The following is a 21,796-nucleotide window of genomic DNA, read 5'->3' as shown; positions in this document are numbered from 1 at the left end:
GACACCTCGGGCAACCCGACGTTCCGGGAACTGCTCGCCCGGACCCGGGAGACCGACCTGGCCGCGTACTCCCACCAGGACGTACCGTTCGAACGGCTGGTGGAGGCGATCAACCCCCAGCGGTCGCTGGCCCGCCACCCCTTGTTCCAGGTCATCTTCGGCGTGGACGCCACCGGCGGCAGTGCGCTGAAACTGCCCGGCCTGACAGTGGCTCAGGAGTCGGTCCCGTTCGAGTTCAGCAGGTTCGACCTGGGCTTCAACTTCACCGAGCAGTACGGGATCGACAGCCGTCCGGCCGGAATCGGCGGCCTGCTGCACTACAGCACCGACCTGTTCGACCAGGAGAGCGTCGAAGCCCTCGTGACCCGGCTGGTGCGAGTGGTGGAAGCGGCGGTCGCGGATCCGGACGGGCCGCTCGGCCGGATCGAGATCCTTTCCGCGCGGGAGCAACGGCAGATCCTGAGGGAGTGGAACGACACCGGGGCCGAGCCGACCGACGCGACTCTTCCCACGCTCTTCCAGTCGCAGGTTGCCCTGACACCAGAGCGCCCGGCAGTCCTGGCCTCGGACACCGATCTGAGCTACGGCGAACTGAACGAGCGGGCCAACCGCCTGGCCCACCACCTGATCGCGCACGGGGTCGGCCCCGAACAGTTCGTCGCTCTCGCTCTGCCGCGTACCGCGCAGACCATGGTGGCGCTGCTCGCCGTACTCAAGGCGGGAGCTGCCTATCTGCCCGTCGACCCCACGTACCCGGCGGACCGGATCGCCTACCTGCTGCAGGATGCCGATCCAGCGCTCGTCCTCACCGTCGAGGAGACCGAGCGGATGCTCCCGGACGGCTCCCGGACTCCGCGCCTGGTCCTGGACGCTCCCGAGGTTGTCGCCGCCCTGGAAAGCCGGCCTGCCACCGATCCGACCGACCGTGACCGGATCAGCGTGCTGCAACCGCTGCACCCGGCGTACATCATCTACACCTCGGGCTCCACCGGCCGCCCCAAGGGCGTCGTCGTCACCCATGCCAACGTGGCCAACCTGGTCGCCTGGGCCCGTGACGAGTTCGGTGAACGGCCCCTGGCCCACGTCCTGTTCACCACGTCACTCAATTTCGACGTCTCCGTGTTCGAGATGTTCGGCCCGCTGCTGACCGGTGGTCGCATCGAGGTGCTGCGTGACCTGCTGGCCCTGGGCGACCGCAACGCTGACGACCGTTCGCCGGTCCTGGTGAGTGGGGTTCCGTCCGCGCTTACCCGGATCGTGTCCCGGGACGACGTACGCACCACGGCGGAAACCGTGGTGTTCTGCGGCGAGGCCCTGACCGCCCAGGCCGCCGCCGAGGTCAAGGACGAACTCCGAGCCGGCCGCGTCTACAACATTTACGGCCCGACCGAGGCAACGGTGTACGCCACTGTTTGGTCCACGGACGCCCCCATCACGGGAGCGCCGTCGATCGGCCGCCCGCTGCACAACACGCAGACCTACATCCTGGACGGCAATCTGCAGCCGGTTCCGGCAGGGGTCGCCGGGGAGCTGTACATCGCGGGTGCGGGGTTGGCCCGGGGGTACTTCGGGCGTGCGGGTCTGACGGCGGAGCGGTTCGTGGCCGACCCCTTCGGCCCGGCCGGCAGCCGCATGTACCGCACCGGCGACCTGGCTCGCTGGTCCGATAAGGGGCTGCTGGAGTTCGTGGGCCGGGTCGACGACCAGGTCAAGATCCGCGGCTTCCGCATCGAACTCGGCGAGATCGAAGCCGTACTGGGGCGTTTTGCGGGGCTGGCGCAGGTCGCGGTCGTGGCCCGCGAGGACCAGCCGGGCGACAAGCGCCTGGTGGCCTATGTGGTCGCCGAGGCCGGCACCGACACAGTGGACACCGAGGCGCTGCGCGCGTATACGGCCGGTCTGCTGCCGGAGTACATGGTTCCCTCCGCGTTCGTGGTGCTCGACCGGCTCCCGCTGACCGCCAACGGCAAGCTGGACCGGCGGGCTCTGCCGGCGCCCGTGTACGAAGCGGACGCGGCCGGGCGCGGTCCGCGGAACCCACGGGAGGAAATCCTGTGCGGGCTGTTCGCGGAGGTCCTGGGCGTGCCCGCGGTCGGAATCGACGACAACTTCTTCGAGTTGGGCGGCCACTCCCTGCTGGCAGTTCAGCTGATCAGCCGCATCCGGGATGTCCTTGGCGACGAGCTCGCCATTCGAGCTCTCTTCGCCGCGCCCACCGTTGCCACTCTTACTGAACAGCTGGGCCGATCTTCGGCCGGTGAGGCGTTCGACGTCCTCCTGCCCATCAAGAGCCAGGGAGGCAGCTCGGCAATCTTCTGCGTCCACCCCGTGAGCGGTATCGGCTGGTGCTATGCGCCATTGGCTGGAATCGCCTCCCCGGAACACTCCGTTTATGCCCTCCAGGCGCGAGGTCTGGACGGCAAGGACGCGCTCCCGGATTCGATACAGGAGATGGCAGCTGACTACGTCCGGCAGATCCGTGCTGTACAGGAATCGGGTCCGTACCACCTGATGGGTTGGTCCTTCGGCGGTGTCGTCGCCCATGAGATGTCCGTCCAGCTACGGGCACAAGGCGAGCAGGTAGAGACCCTCGCGTTGCTGGACTCCTACCCCGCGCACGAGACCGCGACGCCGCTCCCGATCACAGAGGAGGACGTAGCGGCGGGACTGGCCGAATTCTTTGGAGTGCAGGCCGAGAACGGCGAGGAGCCACTCACGATGACAGGGATCGTGGCGGCACTGCGCCGGGACCGCAGCCTGTTCACCGAACTCGCCGAGCGGCATCTCGCAGAAATCGCCGCGATATACAGGAACAATCACCGGATCATGACGGAGCACATTCCCGGGGAATTCGATGGGGATGTCCAATTCTACGAGGCGGAACATGGAAAGCCCACTGACGTGTGCGCTGCGACTGTGTGGAAGGAACACATATCAGGCCGACTCGAAGTCGCGCGCATCGCTTGCAGTCATGCGGAGATGGCTCGCCCGGACTCGCTAGCCGAAATATGGCAGGGCATCGCTCGGGTGGGCAGCCGATGATGACTGAGCTCGCTATTGGTCTGCCGGCCGTATCTCGAATGTCCCATCTCTTCTTGATGCTTGCCCTGATCATGGTCGGCGGCCATGTCGCGGGCCGTCTCTGCCAGCGGCTGGGGCAGCCTCCGGTGATCGGTGAGATCTTGACCGGTATAGCGCTGGGCCCTTCACTGCTCGGAGCCGTCTGGCCCTCAGGGCAACGGTGGCTCTTTCCCGGGGACCTGCTGCCTGTGATCAACGCACTGGCTCAGGTCGGCCTGGCCCTCTTCATGTTCCTGGTCGGGTACGAGTTGAACGTGGGCCACGTCCGTGGTCGCGCCAAAGTCGCGGCGTTGGTCAGCCACGTAAGCGTGGCCGTGCCCATGATCGGCGGGATTCTCCTCGCATTCGTGATGTATGGGCGATTCGCCGACCCCGGTATCGGGTTCCCGGCATTCGCGCTCTTCATCGCCGTGTCCATGAGCATCACCGCGTTCCCGGTGCTCGCACGGATCCTCACGGACCGGAAGATCGACCGAACTCCCGTAGGTGCACTCGCCCTCACGTGCGCAGCCGTCGACGACATCACCGCCTGGTGTCTGCTCGCCCTGGCGACAGCGCTGGGACGGGGCACCTCCTGGACCTCAGTGCTCACCACTGTCGCCCTGACCGCTGTGTTCGTCTCCGTGATGCTGTACGGGCTGCGTCCCTTGCTGGCCCGGCTGGCCGAGCGTCACGCGGATCGGCTGGGCGGAGAATCAGCACTCCTGCTCGTGCTCCTCGCAGGGATCTTGCTGGCATCGTTCGCCACTGACTGGATCGGCATCCACCCGATCTTCGGGGCCTTCCTGTTCGGCGTCATCGTTCCGCGCGGCGCGGCACAGACGGCAGCCGTGGAACAGGTGCGGGGCGTCACCGTGGTGCTTCTGCTGCCGTTGTTCTTCGCCTACTCCGGATTGCAGACCGACTTCCGACTGATCGGCGCGGACCCCGCCCTGTGGGGCTGGTGCGCCCTCATCATCGCCGTCGCGACCGTCACCAAATGGGCAGGGAGCACTGGTGCGGCCCGGCTGACCGGGCTTGGCTGGCAGGAGTCGATCTCACTCGGCGCCCTGATGAACTGCCGGGGGCTGACCGAGCTCGTGGTGCTCGGCGTCGGACTGGAGCTCAAGATCATCACCCCCACTGTGTTCGCCATGCTGGTGGTGATGACGCTGGTCACCACGGTGCTGACGGCACCCGGACTCACCCTGATCGACCGCTTTGCCGCCCAGCAGCGAGCAACTCCCGTAAAGCAACGAGAAGTCGTAGCCAAATGACCGTCATGGTGACGGAGGAGTCGGCGTGAAGCACGACACCGGTGCCTCCGCCGTCTTCTGGAGCACTCGGCCTCCGCACCGCGATTGCGTGGCCAGAAGGAGCGAGACATGACACCCGAAATAGATCAGATCTTCCAGGACGTGAAGGACCGGCACGGAGCCGGCTCCATCACACGCGTCGAGGAGATGGTGTACGCCAAGCGGCAGGAGCGCCATCCGCTGCAGAAGGACGCCAAGTGGATCATGCCCGGGATCTCCCAGACGCCCTGGCACGACCCCTACGAGCACCCCGAGATCGAACCCGTTGTCCGCGCCTTCGAAGCCGGACACGGCGCCATCAAGCAGGAGCTCGCGAACGCGTGGTCCGATCGCAAGAGCGCCTTCTCCGACTACGAGCACTATCTGACCCGCCAGGAGAACTGGCAGGCGCTGTACCTCTTCCGCGACGGCGGGCCGGTCGAGTCCTCGGCCGCTCTGGTGCCCACCGCGTACACCATCCTCACCCGCGAGGTCATCGAGCAGGGCAAGCTCTGCCCTCTCCTGGAGAGCCACTTCTCGACGCTGCTTCCCGGTGCCTCGATCGCCCCGCACTGCGACCTGTGGAACTTCAGCATCAATCTGCACCTCGCGGTCGACATCCCCGAGGGGTGTGGCATTACGGTCGCCGGCGAGACTCGGCGCTGGCAGGAGGGCGAGTGCCTGCTATTCGACTACTCCTTCGTGCACGAGGCGTGGAACAACGGCGTCAGGCCGCGCACCTGTCTCCTCGTAGACCTGTGGCACCCGGAAACGACTGTCCCCGAGCGTGAGGCCCTCGTCGGTCTCATCACCGAGATCCGCAAGCTGATGGGCTAGAAGGCTGCTGAAGATCTTGTCGAGGGCCGCCCGGTCGTGGGCCGGGCGGCCCTCTTCGCTATGCGGTGGCGGGTGTGCGGTGTCAGGTGGTGTCGGTTCGGGTGAGTCCGAGGTTGATCGGTCGGCGGGGGTGGGCAGTTGGTGTTGGGGGTGGACGTTGAGGTTGCGTCCGGTCAGTGCCCGGAACCGGGGCAAGGTGCCGACGTCCCCCTCCAGACACTCCAGCGCATCGCGCAAGCCGTGAAGTCTAGGCACGCACAAGGGTGATGATCTGCGGTTTGCGCAGCTCACATGCATCAACCGAGGAAGCTCAGCCGTACCTGGCGGTTGGGATTATCCCTGTTCGTGTCGACCAGGCAGACCGACTGCCAGGTGCCCAGTTCCAAGTGACCGCCGATGACCGGGAGGGTCGCGTGGGGCGGGACAATCGCCGGGAGGACGTGGTCGCGGCCGTGGCCGGGGCTGCCGTGGCGGTGCTGCCAGCGGTCGTCGGCGGGGAGCAAGATGTGCAGGGCAGCGAGGAGGTCGTCGTCGCTGCCGGCGCCCGTCTCGATGACAGCGATCCCGGCGGTCGCGTGCGGGACGTAGATGTTGAGCAGTCCGTCGCGGCCGGCCGCCGCCTCGCGCAGGAAGTCCTCACAGTCGGCGGTGAGGTCGACGACGCGTTCCCGGGAGCCGGTGGAGACATTCAGGATTCGGGTGGTGAAGGCATCTGGCATGCCCCCATCCTGACCCATTCGCCGGGTCTCACACTCTGTGGCACGAGCTCGACCTGAGACGGGCGGTCCACGAGCCGAGACGGCGTTGACCGTGGCGCGGCCACCTGGCTACGTTCTGCGGCATGTTGCGTTCAGCCCTGCTCACCACGCGCGGTCATATCGACCTGTTGCGGGTGGCCTCCGCCGCGTGTCGCCCCGGCCGCTGACGCCCTTCTCCGTTCTTCTCTCCTTTTCTATCGGGTTCTGCCGTCGCGTCCGTGACCCGCCTTTGAGGCGAGCATGACGTGTCGGCAGCCGAGCCGCATCCCCCGCATCCCCCGGTTGGCTGCGCCGTACCGCGGGCCCCATCCTGCTGCTCGCCCTTCGGCACCGGACTCGCCCTGGTCCCGGGGCTGTTCCGGATCGGTGAGGACCTGATGGACGCGCCGGTGCAGATGCTGCGGACGGTGTCGTTCGTCGGTCTCATCCCGCTCGGCATCGCCTGGCTCGCGCTGGTCTTCGCCGAGCAGGTCAACGCAGACGCCGGCATCGGCTTCCTGATGGTGCAGGCGCGCAACTTCCTGCAGACCGACGTGATCGTGGTCTGCCTGATCGTCTACGCCTTCCTCGGCCTGCTCGCCGACTTCATCGTCCACTCCCTCGAAAGGCTGCTGATGCAATGGCGACCGACGTTCACCGGCCGGTGACCGGGCACGCGGTCCACGTCGAGGGGCTGACCCGCTCCTTCGACGGCCGTGCCGTCATCGACGACCTCCGACTCGACATCGCCCCCGGCGAGTTCGTCGCCCTGCTGGGCCGCAGCGGTTGCGGCAAGTCGACGCTGCTGCGCATCCTCGCCGGGCTCGACCGCGACATCAAGGGCACCGCGCTGGTCCCGCGCCGCAGGGCCGTCGCCTTCCAGGCACCCCGGCTGATGCCCTGGAAGAGGGTCTGGCGCAACGTCCTGCTGGGTCTGCCCGGCAGGCCCGAACGCGCCGTAGCCGAGCGGGCGTTGGACGAGGTGGGCCTCGGTCACCGGACCGGCGCCTGGCCGAAGACCCTCTCCGGCGGCGAGGCTCAGCGCGCCTCACTCACCCGGGCTCTGGTGCGCGAACCCGATCTGCTGCTGCTCGACGAGCCGTTCGGCGCCCTCGACGCGTTCACCCGGATCGAGGCTCAGCGGCTGCTGGGCGAGTTGTGGCAGCGCCGTGGCTGCGCCGTGCTGCTGGTCACACACGACGTCGAGGAGGCCGTACTGCTCGCCGACCGCGTCCTGGTCATGGACGGCGGCCGGATCGCCTACAAGCAGCGGATCGACCTCGACCGGCCGCGCGGGATCACCGACCCGCGCTTCTCTGCCCTTTGTGCCGGCCTGCTGGAACGGCTCGGCGTCGACACGGCCGCCGAGGCTGCCTGAGCCCCTTGGAACTCCTGCACACCCCGCACAGCAGATCGTCGACACCTGCCGCCGAGTTGAAGCTCATCCCGAAGAAGGTCGACTTCGGCGACTTCGTAGACACGCGGTTCAACGGCAACCTGCCGCCGTCGACCACCCCGGCCAAGGACTGAGGAGGGAGGAGATCGGCATGACGGTACGACGGCCGCACCCTGGTGGACCGGCACGCCTACGGCCCGAACGGCGCCCGCCCGGCCGCCGGGGTACGGGCCCCGGACATCGAGCATCCGACGCAGATCCTGGTGGCGTTCCGGCCCGGGCGGCTCTCGCCGACGCCGGCCGCAAAGACGGCGGCCGCGTATCAGCGGGTGACGCGGGGGCGGCTGCTGCTCAATGTGGTCACCGGCGGCGGCCGGGAAGGCGGCCGCTCGGCACGCGGATGTGTATCTGACGTGGGGCGAACCGCCGGTCCAGGTGCAGGGGCAGATCGACTGGGTCCGGGCGCTGTCCGCGCGTGGGGGCCGCACGGTCCACTTCGGGATCCGGCTGCACACGATCCCCCGGGACTCCTCAGCCGAGGCCTGGGCGACGGCGAACGGGCTGCTCGACGACCTCGACGCGGACACGATCGCCGCGACGCGGGCCGTCCTGGGGCGGCCCAGTGAGTCGGTGAGGCAGGGGCGGATGCTGGAGCCGCACGGCGCCTCCCGCGGCCGGCTGGAGATCCACCCCAACCTGCGCGGGGACCGCACGCGCCACCCTCGGGAAGATCCACGCCCGGATCACCGTTAGTAGAAGCGTGAACGAATTGCGGGACGTCGAGGTTGTCGTCATCGGCGCTGGTCAGGCCGGCCTGTCCAGCGCCTATCATCTGCGACGCACCGGCTTTGCGCCGGCCCGCGACTTCGTGGTCCTCGACCACTCCCCCGCGCCGGGCGGCGCCTGGCAGTTCCGGTGGCCATCCCTGACGTACGGCAAGGTCCACGGGATGCACGCGCTGCCCGGCATGGAGCTCACCGACGCGGATCCCGCGCGGCCCTCGGCGGAGGTGATCGGTGCGTACTTCGACCGGTACGAGCGCACCTTCGACCTGCGCGTGCGACGCCCCGTCGACGTACGGGCCGTACGGGAAGGGGACGGCGGGCGGCTGCTCGTGGAGTCCTCGGACGGCACGTGGTCGACACGGGCGCTGATCAACGCGACCGGCACCTGGGACCGGCCTTTCTGGCCGCGCTATCCCGGTCAGGAGACCTTCCGCGGGCGCCAGTTGCACACGGCGCAGTACGCCGGGCCGGAGGAGTTCGCCGGGCAGCGGGTCGTGGTCGTCGGCGGCGGCGCCTCGGGCACCCAGCATCTGCTGGAGCTGGCCCCGTACGCGGCCGCCACCACCTGGGTCACCCGGCGGCCTCCGGTGTTCCGCGAGGGGCCGTTCGACCAGGAGGCGGGCCGCGGGGCGGTGGCGCTGGTGGAGGAGCGCGTACGTCAGGGGCTGCCGCCGCGCAGCGTGGTCTCGGTCACCGGGCTGCCCCTCAACGACGCCGTCCGGCAGGGACTCGCGGACGGAGTCCTGGACCGGCAGCCGATGTTCGACCGGATCACCCCCGACGGGGTGGCATGGAACGACGGACGGCAGGTGGCCGCCGATGTGATCCTCTGGGCGACCGGATTCCGGGCCGCAATGGACCATCTCCGTCCGCTGCGGCTGCGCGAGCCGGGGGGCGGAATCCGGGTGGAAGGCACCAGGGCGGTGGCCGATCCACGCGTCCACCTCGTCGGCTACGGCCCCTCGGCCAGCACCATCGGCGCCAACCGGGCCGGCCGCGCAGCCGTCCGGGACATCAGGCGACTGCTGGCCGAGGACCAGCCGGTCGCCGCGTGACGTCCCGCCGGCTCAGCGGACCGAACCCGGCGAGGAGACCGTGGACCCGCCCGGACTCTGAGGGGGAACCGCGGGCCCGGCCGGGCCCTGAGAAGGGACCGCAGACCCGGTCGGGCCCTGGCTCGGACTCTGCCCCTGCCCCTGGCCCGTGTGCTGGTGCAGGGCGTTGAAGTCCGCCACATTGCGCATGTGCGTCGCGTAGTCGGAGGTGAAGCGGGTGTCCCCCGGCTTGACCGCGACGAAGTACAGCCAGTCGCCCGGCGTCGGGTTGAGCGCGGCACGCAGCGCCTCCTCGCCGGGGTTGTCGATCGGCGTCGGCGGCAGACCCATGCGCTGGTAGGAGTTGTACGGGCTCTCGATGCGGGTGTCGTCCTGGCGGTTGCGAACGGTGCTGCGGTTGAGCGCGTAGTTGATCGTCGAGTCCATCTGCAGGGGCATCCCGCGCTCCAGCCGGTTGAACACGACCCGGGCGACCTTGCCCATGTCCTCCCGCGTCGGAGCCTCGGCCTGGATGATGCTGGCGACGGTGACGGCCTGGTAGACGTTCATCGCGTTGCGCTGCGCCCCGGCCGAGATCGGCGCCGCGTTCATCATGCTGTTGGCGGTGTCGACCATGGAGCGCAGCAGGGACTCGGGAGTCGCTCCCTTCTGGACGGCATACGTCGCCGGGAAGAGATAGCCCTCCGGATTGCCCCCGGCTTCGCTCGGCAACTTCAGACCGGCCCTTCCGATGGACTTGCGCGTGCTGCCCGGAGGCAGCTTGAGGGCCTTGTCGATCGCGTCGTACACCTGAGTCGCGCGCCAGCCCTCCGGCACGACCAGCGCGGCGGGCCGTGTCTCCTCGGGGCCGGTGTCCAGCGTCAGCAGCGGCACCACCACGGCAGTGCCGGCCACGACGGCGCCGGCCACGACGAGGACCAGTCTGCCCCGGCGTGTCAGTCGCATCCTGCTCCGCGGCGGAATTTTCGTCTGCATGCGGGCACGGTAATACGCAAATCACCCTGAACCCGGCATATGTTCAGTTTGTCGATCGCTGCGTCAGCTGGTCCGGTCCGGCCGCCTTCCGCTCGCGCGGTGCGGTCGCGTTCAGCTCGTCGGTTCCAGCTGCGCGTCCCGGCGCACCAGGGCCGCGTACCGCCTGTCCAGTTCCAGCAGTTCCTCGTGGCTGCCGCGTTCGGCGGCCCGTCCGGAGTCGAGGACCACGATCTGGTCGGCGCCGCGGATCGTGGACAGACGATGGGCGATGGTGATCGTCGTCCGGTCGGCCGACAGGGCGTCGATCGCCTCCTGGACGGCGGCCTCCGTACGCGTGTCGAGCGCACTCGTCGCCTCGTCGAGGATGAGGACCGGCGGATCGCGCAGGATGGTGCGGGCTATCGCGAGCCGCTGCTTCTCGCCACCGGAGAAGCGGTGGCCGCGTTCGCCGACGATGGTGTCGTAGCCGTCGGGCAGTGCGGCTATGTGGTCGTGTATCTGCGCCGCCCTGGCCGCCGCGCGCAGTTCCTCGTCGGTGGCGTCCGGCTTGGCGAAGCGGAGGTTGTCGGCGACGGAGGCGTGGAAGAGGTACGTCTCCTGCGAGACGACGCCGACCGCGCGGGCGAGGGTGTCGAAGTCGAGGTCCCGGACGTCGACCCCGTCCAGAGTGACGCGACCGCCGGTGACGTCGTAGAGACGGGGCACCAGATAGCCGAGCGTGGACTTGCCGGCACCGGTCGGGCCGACGACGGCGAGACTGCCGCCCGCGGGAACGGTGACGTCGATGCCGTCGAGGACGGGCCCGCCCTTGTCGTCGTAGCGGAACTCGACTTCCTCGAAGCGGACTTCGCCCTTGATCTGGTCGAGGTGGACCGGGCGCTCGCGCTCGGTGATGTCGATCGGCAGGTCCAGGTACTCGAAGATGCGCTGGAAGAGGGCGAGGGAGGTCTGGATCTGGACGCCGGTCGCCAGGAGGCTCACGGCCGGGCGGAACAGCCCCTGCTGGAGCGAGACGAAGGCGACGATGGTGCCGAGCGAGACCTTGGGGCCGCCGAGTTGCAGGGCCACGCCGGCCGTCCAGTAGATGACGGCGGGCATCGCGGCCATGACGATCGTGATCACGGCCATGCGCCAGCGCCCGGCCATGTTCGCTTTCACTTCCAGGTCGACCAGGCGCTCGGACTCCTCGGCGAAGGACGTGGTGAGCGAGTCGGAGCGGCCCATGGTGCGGCCGAGCAGGATGCCGCTGACCGAGAGCGACTCGGTGACGGTGGCCGCCATCGCCGCCATCTGCTTCTGCCGCTGTGTGGTGATCTTCTTGCGTTCGTTGCCGACACGGCGGCTGATCCACACGAACACCGGCAGCAGAAGCAGTGAGACGACCGTGAGCCGCCAGTCGAGGGCGACCATCGCGACGATCGTGGCGACGACGCTGGTGGTGTTGGAGACCAGGGAGGTGGCGGTGGAGGTGACGGTGGCCTGCATACCGCCGATGTCGTTGGCGATCCGGGACTGCACCTCGCCGGTACGCGTGCGCGTGAAGAAGGCGAGCGACATGCGCTGCAGGCGGCCGTAGACGGAGGTGCGCAGGTCGTGCATGACGCGCTGGCCGACGGTGGTCGAGATCAGCGTCTGGAGCACGCCGAAGACGCTGGAGAGGACCGCGCTGAGGATCATGCCGAGCGCGAGCAGGCTCAGCAGGCCGGTGCGGCCCTGGGGGATCGCGACGTCCAGGGTCTCCTTGAGCAGGAAAGGCGTGGCCACGGAGACCAGTGAGGAGGCGCCGACCAGCAGGCCGACGATCGCGAGCCGCCCGCGGTAGGGACGGAAGAGCTTCAGGATGCGACGCACCTGCCGGGGCTGTTCCTTGGCGTCGGCAGGTGGTGTCCATGACGTTTCACGGTCGGGATGCATGGGCTCCTACGGAGGTGAACGGGCGTCGACCGGAGGTCGGCCGACGATGACGAACGGATCGTAGCTCATTGTTACCTATACTCACAATGAACGGCATCCTGATATTGTTCCCGCATGACCACCCCCGATCCCGACGGCCTGCTCGCCGAGCAGTTGCTGAGGCTGACCCGCCGGGTGCACCGCATCCAGAAGCGCCATCTGGAACAGCACGACCTGGGCGTCACCCCGGCTCAGTCCAGGCTGCTGCGCACCCTCGCGCACTACGCCTCGCCCCCGCGCATGGCGGACCTCGCCGCGCGCCTCGAAGTGGTGCCGCGCGCGGTGACGACCCTGGTCGACGGGCTGGAGGCGAACGGGAAGGTGCGGCGGGTGGCAGATCCGGCGAACCGGCGCGTGACCCGGATCGAGCTGACGGACGAGGGGCGTACGACCCTGGGCGAGCTGCGCGGCGCCCGCCGCTCGGCGGCCGAGGAGATCCTCGCCCCGCTGACGGAGAAGGAGCGCCAGGTGCTCGGCGTACTGCTGGACACCCTGATCGAGGGGGACGGCGGCCAGCGCTGCTGAGCAGGGCGCACCGACTCCGATGCGCAGCAAGGCCCGCAAACCGAGCCCGACTCACAGGAACGAGGGCCGCGCACCGGCTTCGGTGCACGGCCCGTCGGCATACCGTCAGCACCGTCGCCGAGCGGCTGGAAAGCCGTGGCCGACTCCGGCCACGGCTTCCCGACGACGATGCCGAGCACGAAAGCGCAGGCGGGGCGTTGTCGATCCCCACGGAGACGCCCGTGTCACAGCGAGGTAAATCACCCTGCGCGTGGCGCACTCCACGTCGTCGCACATCGCCGCGCTCAACAGTGCCGACGATCCTCCGTCAGCATCCCCTGAACCGTGGTCAGCGAACGGTCGTAGCAGCCGCCGGAGCCGTACAGCCGATACCGCTCGCTCGACGTGCCGACCGCGTGCCGCTGGTCGCGCGGGACGTTGATCGTGTACGCCGCGTCGCCGCTGTAGGTGTCGTCGAGCCGTGACCAGGCGGTGCGCCGGCCGTCACGCAGTTCCACGAGCGACGCGCGGTCGCCGAGCGTCAGCACGGTGCGCAGCCGGTTGTCCGTGCCGACGGTCGTGGCGCCGTTCATGGTGTACGTCCGATGCGTCTGCGTCGTGCGCGCGGGACCGTGGCCGCCGGCGGTGACCGTCTCGTCGTCGGACCAGGTCGCGTCCAGTCCGTCCGTGTTCTCGCCGTCGGTCCAGCGATGGACGGAGGTGTTGGCGAGTGTCCGGGTGACGGTGGTGGTCACCCGGCCGTGCGAGGTGTCGAGGTATCCGGACACGGTGAGCCGGTGTCCGGCCTCGGTGTTCACGCGGTTCTCCGAACCGGGCGTGTAGGTGGAGGAGTTGGCGATGTCCGTCGCCTTGTCCGCGGTCAGCGCTCCCGTGACCTGGGCACGGTGTGCGTCCTGCCAGACCAGGACGTTCACCGGCGCACTCCAGCCCGACTGGCCCGCGGGCACACCGACGACGGAGACCTCGACGCGGTGCGGACGCCCGTCGTCGAGCAGGCCGGCGAAGGGCGTGAGATCGTATTCGATCGGCCGGACGTCGAAGGCGCCCGGCGCCGGAACGACGTACCACAGGAAGGGGTTGGACCAGCCGCCGGTCCAGACGTTCGGGAACGGCGCCGCGATACCGGCGAGTTGACCGTCGACCTTGATCTGCACCTCGCGGTAGGGGCCGTGATCGGCCTTGCAGGAGTACGACGCCGGGTCGGCCACGGTCAGATACCAGAACTCCTCGCAGCCGCCGCCCGAACCGGTCGCATACACCTCGGCGACGATCCGCTCGCTGTTGCGCGGGGTGGTGAGGGTCGCGCCGTCGGGCGTGTCGGCCAGGGTGAGCACGCGGTCGGGGGTCCGCTCCGCGGGTCGGCCGGCGTAGAAGGTCAGAGTGACGTGGACGTCGATGACGCCGGTGTAGGTGTCGTCCACGACGTTGCCGATCAGCATCTCGACGTCCTGCGGGCTGCGGAAGGTGTCGCTGTAGCGGGTGACGTCCTTCTGGACATGCCATTCGATGCCGTCGGGCGAGGGTTCCGGGGTGGATGTGCGCAGGATCTCGACCCCACCGACGTGCAGATAGCCGAGGCGGTCGTACTGACGGCCCTTCACCTTGCCGTCGAGCCGCAGGACCACCTTGCCCCAGTGGTCGCCGCAGCCCTGGGGCGGGGCGTACGCGCCTCGGTAGGGCGTGAAGTCGCGGAACTGAGCGTCGGCGAGGGTGACCTGGCACGACTTCGTGTCCGGCCGGTCGACGGGCGGCGCCGCGGTGACCGGGTCGTGCCAGTCGGTACCGAACTCGGCCGGGACGTCGGCCGCTTGGGCGGCAGCGGCTCCAGTACCGAAGAGCGCGCTCACCAAGAGAGTCGCCCCGGCGAGCATGGACATGACTATCCGTCTTCTCATGGCCGGTGTTCTACGGGAGCGGGGGACGGCTCGCAATGAGGCCTCGAGGAAACGGCGCGATCAGGCTTCGGGCACGCGCAGCTGCGGGCAGCCGTGTCTCCGCCAGTGCCTCAAAAGCCTGAGGACCCCCAGGCGGCACGGATGGGCGCTGGGGGCACCCCCTCCGGCAGAGGGACCCTGCCAGAGGGGGCGGGCGACCCAACCCCACCCAAGCCGCAGCCGGGCTCAGAGGCGCGTCAGACGCTCAGTTCCCCCCTGTCCCCCATCACCATCACCGGGTGCCGGGCCGGATCGAGCGTGCGCAGCAGGAACTCCATCGCCTCCTCGGGCACGCTGACACACCCGTTCGTACCGTCGCCGTGATCGAGGTGCAGCCAGATGCCACCACCCTTGTCGTCACCCTCGGGGCGCGTGGGGTCGTGCGGCGGGGTGCCCGGCAGGCGGTTGTAGTCGATGGCGATGACATAGTCGAAGACATGGTCGTAGGCCTCGTCGTCGACCGTTGGCGCGTAGGCTTCCCCGTCCTGGTCGTACGGCAGCATGGTGCCGGGGTCGTCGAGCACGCCGCCCGCGTCGGAGAGACCGAACACGCCGATGGGGCTGCGCTCGTCGCCCGAGTGGTGGTCGGTGGTCCAGCCGTTCCGGCCATTGTGGGCGGCCCACCGGCCCACCGGCCGCCACTCGGGACCCTCCTTCGTGTACAGCACGACCGTGGAGTCGGCCGAATCCCAGCCCTCGCCGTACACCACCAGGACCTGACCGGAATCGTCGGGGATCTCCCCGTACAGGCGGCTGCCGATGCCGGGGATACGGGTCGGGTCGGTCGCGGGGATGGCCGACACGGCCGGGCTCCGCGCGGCCGGTCCGCGAGGACCCTGCACACCGTCGGCATGGGCCGGGCCGGACACGTCGGTGCCGCACGCCGACAGAGTCGCCAGGAGTGTTCCAAAAGCCGTCACCGCGACCGTCATTCGCCGCACGCTGTGGATCCGCACCCGACCATCGTGGCATCACATACCGGTTAATAGTCCTATCTTCTGGACATTCGGGTGATGCCATCCTGCGCGAGGTCGACGGGCGGGGCGCCTGACCCGTGCGAGTCGGCCGACATGCCCCGGCCTATGCCCGGTCCCACGGCCGGTGGCCGGAAGCCGGTGGATTTCGCCGCTCCGTCAGGAAAACCGTTTGAAATTCACCACGCGGCGACGCGAACCTTTCACGGCCTGTTACCGCTTCTCGCCACTTCCCCTCCCCTCCCCTCCCCTCCCCTCCCCTCCCCTTCCTCCCTGACACGAGCCACTGGGACGTCATGCAGATTCAAGACCTTCCGTACCCCGATCCGGGCGTCCCGGACGCACGTTCGGGCCCCCGATTCCTGTGGTGGCTCTGGCGGAACCAGCTGGGCGGACAGCTGAAGTCGCTCGTCTGGGGCCTGCTGCACTTCGTGTCCGTCTCCGCCCTGCCCTTCTGTGTCGGTCTCGCCGTCCAGTCCGTCGTCGACCGCTCCGGCACCCGGCTCGCCCTGACGGGCGGTCTGATGCTGCTGTGCGGCACGGGTATCGCCGTCGGTGACACCTTCCTGCACCGAGCCGCGGTCACCAACTGGATCACGGCTGCCGCCCGCGTCCAGCAACTGCTGGCGCGCAAGGCCGCCCAGCTGGGCTCGGCCCTCACCCGGCGGGTCGCGGCGGGCGAGGTAGTGGCCGTCTCCACCGGCGACGTCGAGAAGATCGGCTGGTTCGTCGAGGCGGTCTCCCGGTTCACGGCGGCCGCGCTGACAGTCGTCGTGGTCTGCGTCGGCCTCGTCGTCTACCAGCCCGCCCTGGGCGTGATCGTCGCCGTCGGACTGCCCGTGGTGGCGCTCGCGGTGCTGCCGCTGCTGCCCCGGGCGACACGCCGCGCCGACGCGCAACGCGAAGAGGCGGGCCGGGCCACCGAGCTGGCCTCGGACACGGTCGCCGGACTGCGTGTGCTGCGCGGCATCGGCGGCGAGGAACTGTTCCTCGACCGCTACCGCCGCGCCTCCCAGGAAGTGCGGCGCGCCGCGGTGCGCAGCGCCCGGATGTGGTCGCTGATCTCCGCCATTCAGGTGCTGCTGCCCGGGCTGCTGCTCATCGCCGTCGTCTGGCACGGCGTCCACCTGGCCCGTCAGGGGCGGATCTCCGTCGGCGAACTCGTCACCGTCTACAGCGCGGTCATGGTTCTCAACTATCCGCTGCGGCACTTCGAGGAGATCGCCATGGCGTACTCCTTCTCGCGCCCGTCGGCCAAACGGGCGGCCCGCGTACTGTCGCTGGCGCGGTCCACGGCCACCGAGGGCACCCGCGAGGCGGAGGTGCCGGGCGGGGACCTGTACGACCCCGGCACCGGTCTGCTGGCTCCCGCAGGCCGTCTCACCGCCGTGGTCTGCGGCGACCCGGACGCGGCGGGCAGGCTCGCGGAACGGCTGGGCGGCCATCCGACCGACCCGGGCCGCTCGGTGCTGCTCGGCGGGGTCGCCCTGGACGAACTCCCTCTGGACAGCGCCCGCACCGCCGTCCTCGTCCAGGACAAGGACCCGGTGCTGCTGTCCGGCACGCTGCGCGAACTGCTCGACGTGCCCGCCTCCGGAACCGTACGGGCCGCGGACGCGCTGGCCGCGGCGCAGTGCGACGACGTGCTGGAAGCGCTCGTCCAGGGATCGCTGGGCGCCGCCGATCCGATGGACGCCCGCATCACCGAGCGCGGACGGTCCCTGTCCGGCGGCCAGCGCCAGCGGCTCGCGCTGGCCCGGTCGCTGATCACCGACCCCGAGGTACTGGTGCTGGACGAGCCGACCTCCGCCGTCGACTCGCACACCGAGGCCCGGATCGCGGACGGACTGCACCGACTGCGTTCGGGACGCACGACCGTGGTGTTCACCTCCTCGCCGCTGCTGCTCGACCGCGCGGACCGGGTCGTCCTGGTCCACGAGAGCGAGGTCGTGGCGGTCGGAGTACACCGCGAACTGATCGACAGCGAGCCGCGGTACCGGGCTGTGATCACCCGGGAGACAGATGACGAACTGGCCGCGGCCGACGAGGGTGCCCTGGTGGGCGCGCGCCAGGAACGGGAAGAGATCGAGGAGAGCGCATGATCGGCGTTGCGCCGCCGGCGTACGACCCGGCGGCCCCGACGACCGCCACCACCCTGCCCGTCGGCGCGGCCACGACCGTGCGCGCCTACGTCGCCGAGCTGTTTAGCCGGCACCGCCGGGCGTTCCTGCTGCTCATCGGTGTCAACACGGTGGCCGTGATCGCCTCCATGGTGGGTCCGTACCTGCTCGGCGGCCTGGTCGAGCGGGTGACCGACCGGTCCCGGGAGCTTCATCTGGGTCTGACCGCCGGGCTGTTCGTGCTCGCGCTGGCCGTGCAGGCCGTGTTCGTACGGCAGGTGCGGCTGCGGGGCGCGATGCTGGGCGAGCGGATGCTGGCCGACCTGCGCGAGGACTTCCTCATCCGGTCGGTCGGGCTGCCGCCGGGCGTGCTGGAACGGGCGGGCACCGGCGATCTGCTCTCCCGTATCACCACCGACATCGACCGCCTGGCCAACGCGATGCGTGAGGCCGTGCCGCAGCTGGCGATCGGTGTCGTGTGGGCCCTGCTGCTGCTCGGCGGGCTCGTGGTGACGGCTCCGCCGCTGGCGGCCGCGGTGCTGCTCGCCGTACCGGTGCTAGTGGCCGGGTGCCGCTGGTATTTCAAGCGGGCGCCCTCCGGCTACCGCTCCGAGGCCGCCGGGTACGCAGCCGTCGCCGCCGCACTCGCCGAGACGGTGGACGCGGGCCACACCATCGAGGCACACCGGCTCGGCGCCCGCCGCGTCTCCCTGTCGGAGCAGCGGATCAAGGAATGGACGGCCTGGGAGCGATACACGCTCTGGCTGCGGTCCGTGCTCTTCCCGGTCATCAACGCCGTACACGTCATCGTGCTCGGCTCGGTCCTCATGGTCGGCGGGGTGTTCGTACTGGAGGGCTGGATCGGGGTGGGCCGGCTGACCACGGGCGCCCTCATCGCGCAGATGCTCGTCGACCCTGTGAACCTGATCCTGCGCTGGTACGACGAGGTACAGGTCGCCCAGGTCTCGCTGGCCCGCCTGGTCGGTGTGCGGGACGTCGAGCCGGACGCCGGGGACGCCTCGCTGGCGCCGGACGGGCGGGACGTGCACGCCGACCGGGTGCATTTCGGCTACCACGAGGGTGTCGACGTGCTGCGCAAGGTGTCCCTGGAGGTCGCCCCGGGCACCCGGCTGGCCCTGGTCGGCCCCTCGGGCGCGGGCAAGTCCACCCTGGGCAGGCTGCTCGCCGGGATCTACGCGCCCCGCGACGGCCGGATCACCCTGGGCGGTGCGGAGCTGTCCCGGATGCCGGCGGAACGCGTCCGCTCGCACGTCGCCCTCGTCAACCAGGAGCACCACGTCTTCGTCGGCTCCCTGCGCGACAACCTGCTGCTCGCCCGAGCCGGTGCGGCGGACGCCGAGCTCTGGGCGGCGCTGGGCGCGGTCGACGCGGACGGCTGGGCGCGGGCACTGGACGAGGGCCTTGACACCGAGGTCGGCTCCGGCGGTCTTGCCCTCACCCCGGCGCAGGCCCAGCAGATCGCGCTGGCCCGGCTGGTGCTCGCCGATCCGCACACGCTGGTCCTGGACGAGGCGACCTCGCTGCTCGATCCGCGCGCGGCCCGGCACCTGGAGCGCTCCCTGGCCCGGGTCCTGGACGGCCGCACCGTGGTCGCCATCGCCCACCGCCTGCACACCGCCCATGACGCCGACGTGATCGCCGTCGTCGAGAACGGCCGCATCAGCGAGCTGGGCAGCCATGACGAGCTGGTCGCGGCGGACGGCGCGTACGCGGCGCTGTGGCGGTCCTGGCACGGGTGAGGATCCGGCCGACGCTGGGGGGACGGGTACTGCGGCGCGGTGCCGGCCGGCGGTGCGCGTCCCTCCGATCACCGCGGCGCAGCGACCGCCGAGGGCGCCGGCCACCGCGATCACCGCACCAGCGTTGCGGACAGTGACCGGGTCCGCACCGCCGGGCGTCATGGCCACGGCTGCCGGTCCTTGCGGCGGCCGGGTCGCGGCGAGGGGACGCGCGGTGAAGCCTGTCGGCGATTGGCGCAGCCGGGACACGGCGGGCCGACTCGCGGTGGGCCGGAATACGGCGGACCAACTCGCGGTGGGCCCGGCGGGGGCCGGGAGCAGCCACGTCGCGGCGGGCCGGTGCGCACTGCGGTCCGGCGGCGCTTGTGGCAGCCGGGCCGTGGCGGGCGATCGCGCCGTGAGGTCTGCCGGCGTTCGTGGCAGCCGGACCACGGCAGGCCGGTGCACGGCGGGGCCCACCGAGCCCCGATTGACGGGCGCGGGCCATGACCCGCGCCCGTGCCGTTGCGCGGTGCCGAGCAGGGGTGGAAGTCTGGAAAACGGCACCGGCGCGGGGAACACCCCAAAACCACCCGGTTCGCGGTGTGTGACATCCGTGCCACGCGTGCCGGCGGCCCGCCGCCCCCTGGGGTGGCACACGGCCGTCCTCACCACCTGGAGGTACTCGTGGACAGCGCCGACGGCTGGGGGGACGACGTCTACCAGCCCGATCCCTCGGAGATCCGGGAGGATTCGGGGGTGCTCGACGTCGAGGACACACTGGACTTCGACGGGGTCGACGACCCGCTCGACCGCGGCTGGTCCCCTCCCGAGCGTCCCTGGGCGGTGGAGCACATCGGCGTGACGGCGGCCGAACGCCAGGCGGGCGAGACCCTCGACCAACGGCTTGCCGAGGAGCAGCCAGACGTCGAAGCGGGCGACGGCGACGGAATCGGCGACCATGACACCGACGGCGAGCTTCTGGACAACGAGGTCGGCAACCTGCGCTCCGGCCGGCTGGTGGCCCCGGACGAGGGAGCGCACGAGGACGATGAGGCCGCCCTCGTCGCGACCGACGTCGGCATCGACGGCGCCGCCGCCTCCGCCGAGGAGGCCGCGATGCACATCGTCGACGAGGACTCCCTGTCCGGCTGACTCGCACGCCCCCGGCCCGACCGCCCCGCACGAGGAGCCGCCATGCAGCAGGACAAGCACCCCGACTACCACGCCGTGGTCTTCCGTGACCGGGCCGCCGGCTATGCGTTCCTGACCCGGTCCACCGCCCAGAGCGAGCAGACCATCGAGTGGGACGACGGCCGGACCTACCCGGTGATCGACGTGGAGATCTCCTCGGAGAGCCACCCCTTCTACACGGGCAAGGCCCGCACGGTCGACACCGAAGGCCGCATCGCCCGCTTCGAGCGCCGGTACGGCGGGGCGGGGGCCGGGGAGGCCACCTGAGCCACAGCTCGGCCGGCCGGTCCGGGACGGGCGCCTCAGATCACGTTGAGAGCCGCCGCGCAGCCCACCCCGCCGAGCAGCATGAACACGGGCATCAGCACCTTCAGCTCCACCCAGCTTCCGGCGCGGAACCGCATGACCTTCGGCGGACCCACGGGGTACCAGCGCTTGCGGCCCACGGGGATCGGCCACAGGATCGGGCAGCCGGACACCGTGAGCGCGTCCCCGATGTCGTGCACCAGCGCGCCGAGCACGATCGGCAGCCCGAGCCACAGGTACTCCTGGCCCGGTGCGGTGAACAGCCAGTCCGAGCCATTGCCCGGCTTGTCCAGGACGCCCGCGAGAATCCACGCGCTGGTCGCCGCCAGCAACCAGACCAGGACATCGCTGCTGGAGCCACGGGCGGCCCGCCACAGCAGGCCCTCGATCGCCAGCACCATGTGCACGAACAGGATCGCCAGCACCGCCCAGCGGCCCCCTACGACCGCCGCCGCCGAGCAGCCTGCGCCGAGCAGCACCGCCCACAGCCAGGTGTGTGTCAGCGTGCGGTGACCTCCGGAGCGACGCGGGTCGCTCTTCTTCCTGGTCGCCTTGTAGACGGCGTACGACAGCTTGTCGACGATCTCGCAGATCCAGCGGGAGACCGGTCCGAAGGCGCGGGAGATCGTGGCCGCCTTGTGGTCGAGGTCCGGGGCGAGCGCGGCGCCGGCGCAGATCAGGGCTCCGCAGAGGAGCACCGGCCAGGGCATCGGATGCCCGGCCGCGGCGGCGGCCGCTCCGACCCCGAGCCAGGCCGCGGCCCCCGACAGTGAGTGTGCTGGTCCCATCATGGCCGCTTCCCGCCCCATTCCTCGTGTGCCGCTGTCCAGTTGACCTGGTGCGCTGACGCTGCATCGGCGACACAGCGTAGCGGCCGTGATCTTCGCGCCCGCAGCCGATTCCCCTCTCTG

At 70.1% G+C, this 21,796-nt stretch carries 18 protein-coding genes and 2 pseudogenes; 14 read left to right on the top strand and 6 right to left on the bottom strand.

All coding sequences use genetic code 11. The annotated features are described in order from the left end of the window. The 3 genes from ACWC0C_RS17200 to ACWC0C_RS17190 all read left to right on the top strand — a co-directional run. On the top strand, positions 1-3,042 hold a 3,042-nt coding region (locus ACWC0C_RS17200), incomplete at its 5' end, for a non-ribosomal peptide synthetase (RefSeq protein ID WP_450864681.1). Next, the gene (locus tag ACWC0C_RS17195) at positions 3,039-4,337 is read left to right on the top strand and encodes a cation:proton antiporter (RefSeq protein ID WP_450864680.1); all 1,299 of its coding nucleotides are present in this window, start codon (positions 3,039-3,041) and stop codon (positions 4,335-4,337) included. The genes ACWC0C_RS17200 and ACWC0C_RS17195, both read left to right, overlap by 4 nt. Positions 4,338-4,445: 108 nt before the next feature. Continuing rightward, on the top strand, positions 4,446-5,192 hold the full coding sequence (locus ACWC0C_RS17190; protein ID WP_450864679.1) for an aspartyl/asparaginyl beta-hydroxylase domain-containing protein: 747 nt from the start codon (positions 4,446-4,448) through the stop codon (positions 5,190-5,192). 296 nt (positions 5,193-5,488) lie between these two features. Here ACWC0C_RS17190 and ACWC0C_RS17185 read toward each other — a convergent pair whose 3' ends face one another. Further along, positions 5,489-5,911, bottom strand: coding sequence for a YjbQ family protein (locus ACWC0C_RS17185; protein WP_450864678.1), 423 nt, complete (start codon positions 5,909-5,911; stop codon positions 5,489-5,491). Positions 5,912-6,033: 122 nt separating this feature from the next. Between ACWC0C_RS17185 and ACWC0C_RS17180 the strand changes: the two genes are divergently transcribed. The 6 genes and pseudogenes from ACWC0C_RS17180 to ACWC0C_RS17155 all read left to right on the top strand — a co-directional run bounded on the left by ACWC0C_RS17180 (position 6,034) and on the right by ACWC0C_RS17155 (position 9,165). Next, entirely contained in the window at positions 6,034-6,117 is an 84-nt protein-coding gene (locus ACWC0C_RS17180; protein ID WP_449195568.1) for a putative leader peptide, read from the top strand. A 159-nt stretch (positions 6,118-6,276) separates the two neighbouring features. After that, positions 6,277-6,597, top strand: a pseudogene (locus tag ACWC0C_RS17175) (ABC transporter permease); the annotation flags it as partial. Further along, positions 6,570-7,307: an ABC transporter ATP-binding protein gene (locus ACWC0C_RS17170; RefSeq protein WP_450864677.1), complete on the top strand. Its 738-nt coding sequence runs from the start codon at positions 6,570-6,572 to the stop codon at positions 7,305-7,307. The pseudogene ACWC0C_RS17175 and the gene ACWC0C_RS17170, both read left to right, overlap by 28 nt. A 5-nt stretch (positions 7,308-7,312) precedes the next feature. Continuing rightward, positions 7,313-7,459: a hypothetical protein gene (locus ACWC0C_RS17165; protein WP_450864691.1), complete on the top strand. Its 147-nt coding sequence runs from the start codon at positions 7,313-7,315 to the stop codon at positions 7,457-7,459. Between the two features lie 39 nt (positions 7,460-7,498). Next, a pseudogene (locus ACWC0C_RS17160) lies at positions 7,499-8,078 on the top strand (LLM class flavin-dependent oxidoreductase). 7 nt (positions 8,079-8,085) lie between these two features. Beyond that, complete coding sequence (locus ACWC0C_RS17155; protein WP_450864676.1) at positions 8,086-9,165, top strand: NAD(P)-binding domain-containing protein; 1,080 nt, start codon at positions 8,086-8,088, stop codon at positions 9,163-9,165. A gap of 12 nt (positions 9,166-9,177) precedes the next feature. Here the strand turns inward: ACWC0C_RS17155 and mltG are convergent, their stop codons facing one another. Together mltG and ACWC0C_RS17145 are read right to left on the bottom strand one after the other, a co-directional pair. Further along, complete coding sequence (gene mltG / locus ACWC0C_RS17150) at positions 9,178-10,140, bottom strand: endolytic transglycosylase MltG (protein WP_450864675.1); 963 nt, start codon at positions 10,138-10,140, stop codon at positions 9,178-9,180. A 111-nt stretch (positions 10,141-10,251) separates the two neighbouring features. Then, the gene (locus ACWC0C_RS17145) at positions 10,252-12,054 is read right to left on the bottom strand and encodes an ABC transporter ATP-binding protein (protein ID WP_449195550.1); all 1,803 of its coding nucleotides are present in this window, start codon (positions 12,052-12,054) and stop codon (positions 10,252-10,254) included. Between the two features lie 114 nt (positions 12,055-12,168). Here ACWC0C_RS17145 and ACWC0C_RS17140 point away from each other — a divergent pair, with 114 nt between their 5' ends. Further along, complete coding sequence (locus ACWC0C_RS17140) at positions 12,169-12,618, top strand: MarR family winged helix-turn-helix transcriptional regulator (protein WP_449195549.1); 450 nt, start codon at positions 12,169-12,171, stop codon at positions 12,616-12,618. Positions 12,619-12,902: 284 nt separating this feature from the next. Here the strand turns inward: ACWC0C_RS17140 and ACWC0C_RS17135 are convergent, their stop codons facing one another. Together ACWC0C_RS17135 and ACWC0C_RS17130 are read right to left on the bottom strand one after the other, a co-directional pair. Then, positions 12,903-14,513: a peptide-N4-asparagine amidase gene (locus ACWC0C_RS17135; RefSeq protein ID WP_450864674.1), complete on the bottom strand. Its 1,611-nt coding sequence runs from the start codon at positions 14,511-14,513 to the stop codon at positions 12,903-12,905. Positions 14,514-14,749: 236 nt separating this feature from the next. Then, positions 14,750-15,484, bottom strand: coding sequence for a L,D-transpeptidase family protein (locus ACWC0C_RS17130; RefSeq protein ID WP_450864673.1), 735 nt, complete (start codon positions 15,482-15,484; stop codon positions 14,750-14,752). Positions 15,485-15,822: 338 nt separating this feature from the next. Here ACWC0C_RS17130 and ACWC0C_RS17125 point away from each other — a divergent pair, with 338 nt between their 5' ends. The 4 genes from ACWC0C_RS17125 to ACWC0C_RS17110 all read left to right on the top strand — a co-directional run bounded on the left by ACWC0C_RS17125 (position 15,823) and on the right by ACWC0C_RS17110 (position 20,846). Next, positions 15,823-17,628: an ABC transporter transmembrane domain-containing protein gene (locus tag ACWC0C_RS17125; RefSeq protein WP_450864672.1), complete on the top strand. Its 1,806-nt coding sequence runs from the start codon at positions 15,823-15,825 to the stop codon at positions 17,626-17,628. Beyond that, positions 17,625-19,406: an ABC transporter ATP-binding protein gene (locus tag ACWC0C_RS17120; protein WP_450864671.1), complete on the top strand. Its 1,782-nt coding sequence runs from the start codon at positions 17,625-17,627 to the stop codon at positions 19,404-19,406. The genes ACWC0C_RS17125 and ACWC0C_RS17120 overlap by 4 nt, the downstream gene beginning before the upstream one ends. A gap of 666 nt (positions 19,407-20,072) precedes the next feature. Continuing rightward, on the top strand, positions 20,073-20,540 hold the full coding sequence (locus ACWC0C_RS17115; RefSeq protein ID WP_449195544.1) for a DUF5709 domain-containing protein: 468 nt from the start codon (positions 20,073-20,075) through the stop codon (positions 20,538-20,540). Positions 20,541-20,582: 42 nt separating this feature from the next. After that, positions 20,583-20,846: a type B 50S ribosomal protein L31 gene (locus tag ACWC0C_RS17110; protein WP_450864670.1), complete on the top strand. Its 264-nt coding sequence runs from the start codon at positions 20,583-20,585 to the stop codon at positions 20,844-20,846. Positions 20,847-20,881: 35 nt separating this feature from the next. Here ACWC0C_RS17110 and ACWC0C_RS17105 read toward each other — a convergent pair whose 3' ends face one another. Further along, positions 20,882-21,676 carry a metal-dependent hydrolase gene (locus ACWC0C_RS17105; RefSeq protein ID WP_449195542.1) on the bottom strand — a complete coding sequence of 265 codons (795 nt, stop codon included), beginning with the start codon at positions 21,674-21,676 and terminating at the stop codon, positions 20,882-20,884. Positions 21,677-21,796: the final 120 nt, after the last annotated feature.

This window comes from Streptomyces sp. NPDC001709 (assembly GCF_053596375.1).
The sequence above is the reverse complement of the archived record's forward strand: the minus strand, read 5'-3'. Positions and strand labels throughout refer to the sequence as shown.

Excerpts from the sequence above, each read along its gene's own strand:
- ACWC0C_RS17195 (WP_450864680.1), top strand. The coding sequence starts at position 3,039 with ATGATGACTGAGCTCGCTATTGGTCTGCCGGCCGTATCTCGAATGTCC.
- ACWC0C_RS17190 (WP_450864679.1), top strand. The coding sequence starts at position 4,446 with ATGACACCCGAAATAGATCAGATCTTCCAGGACGTGAAGGACCGGCAC.
- ACWC0C_RS17185 (WP_450864678.1), bottom strand. The coding sequence starts at position 5,911 with ATGCCAGATGCCTTCACCACCCGAATCCTGAATGTCTCCACCGGCTCC.
- ACWC0C_RS17180 (WP_449195568.1), top strand. The coding sequence starts at position 6,034 with ATGTTGCGTTCAGCCCTGCTCACCACGCGCGGTCATATCGACCTGTTG.
- ACWC0C_RS17170 (WP_450864677.1), top strand. The coding sequence starts at position 6,570 with ATGGCGACCGACGTTCACCGGCCGGTGACCGGGCACGCGGTCCACGTC.
- mltG (WP_450864675.1), bottom strand. The coding sequence starts at position 10,140 with ATGCAGACGAAAATTCCGCCGCGGAGCAGGATGCGACTGACACGCCGG.
- ACWC0C_RS17145 (WP_449195550.1), bottom strand. The coding sequence starts at position 12,054 with ATGCATCCCGACCGTGAAACGTCATGGACACCACCTGCCGACGCCAAG.
- ACWC0C_RS17140 (WP_449195549.1), top strand. The coding sequence starts at position 12,169 with ATGACCACCCCCGATCCCGACGGCCTGCTCGCCGAGCAGTTGCTGAGG.
- ACWC0C_RS17135 (WP_450864674.1), bottom strand. The coding sequence starts at position 14,513 with ATGAGAAGACGGATAGTCATGTCCATGCTCGCCGGGGCGACTCTCTTG.
- ACWC0C_RS17130 (WP_450864673.1), bottom strand. The coding sequence starts at position 15,484 with ATGACGGTCGCGGTGACGGCTTTTGGAACACTCCTGGCGACTCTGTCG.
- ACWC0C_RS17125 (WP_450864672.1), top strand. The coding sequence starts at position 15,823 with ATGCAGATTCAAGACCTTCCGTACCCCGATCCGGGCGTCCCGGACGCA.
- ACWC0C_RS17120 (WP_450864671.1), top strand. The coding sequence starts at position 17,625 with ATGATCGGCGTTGCGCCGCCGGCGTACGACCCGGCGGCCCCGACGACC.
- ACWC0C_RS17110 (WP_450864670.1), top strand. The coding sequence starts at position 20,583 with ATGCAGCAGGACAAGCACCCCGACTACCACGCCGTGGTCTTCCGTGAC.
- ACWC0C_RS17105 (WP_449195542.1), bottom strand. The coding sequence starts at position 21,676 with ATGATGGGACCAGCACACTCACTGTCGGGGGCCGCGGCCTGGCTCGGG.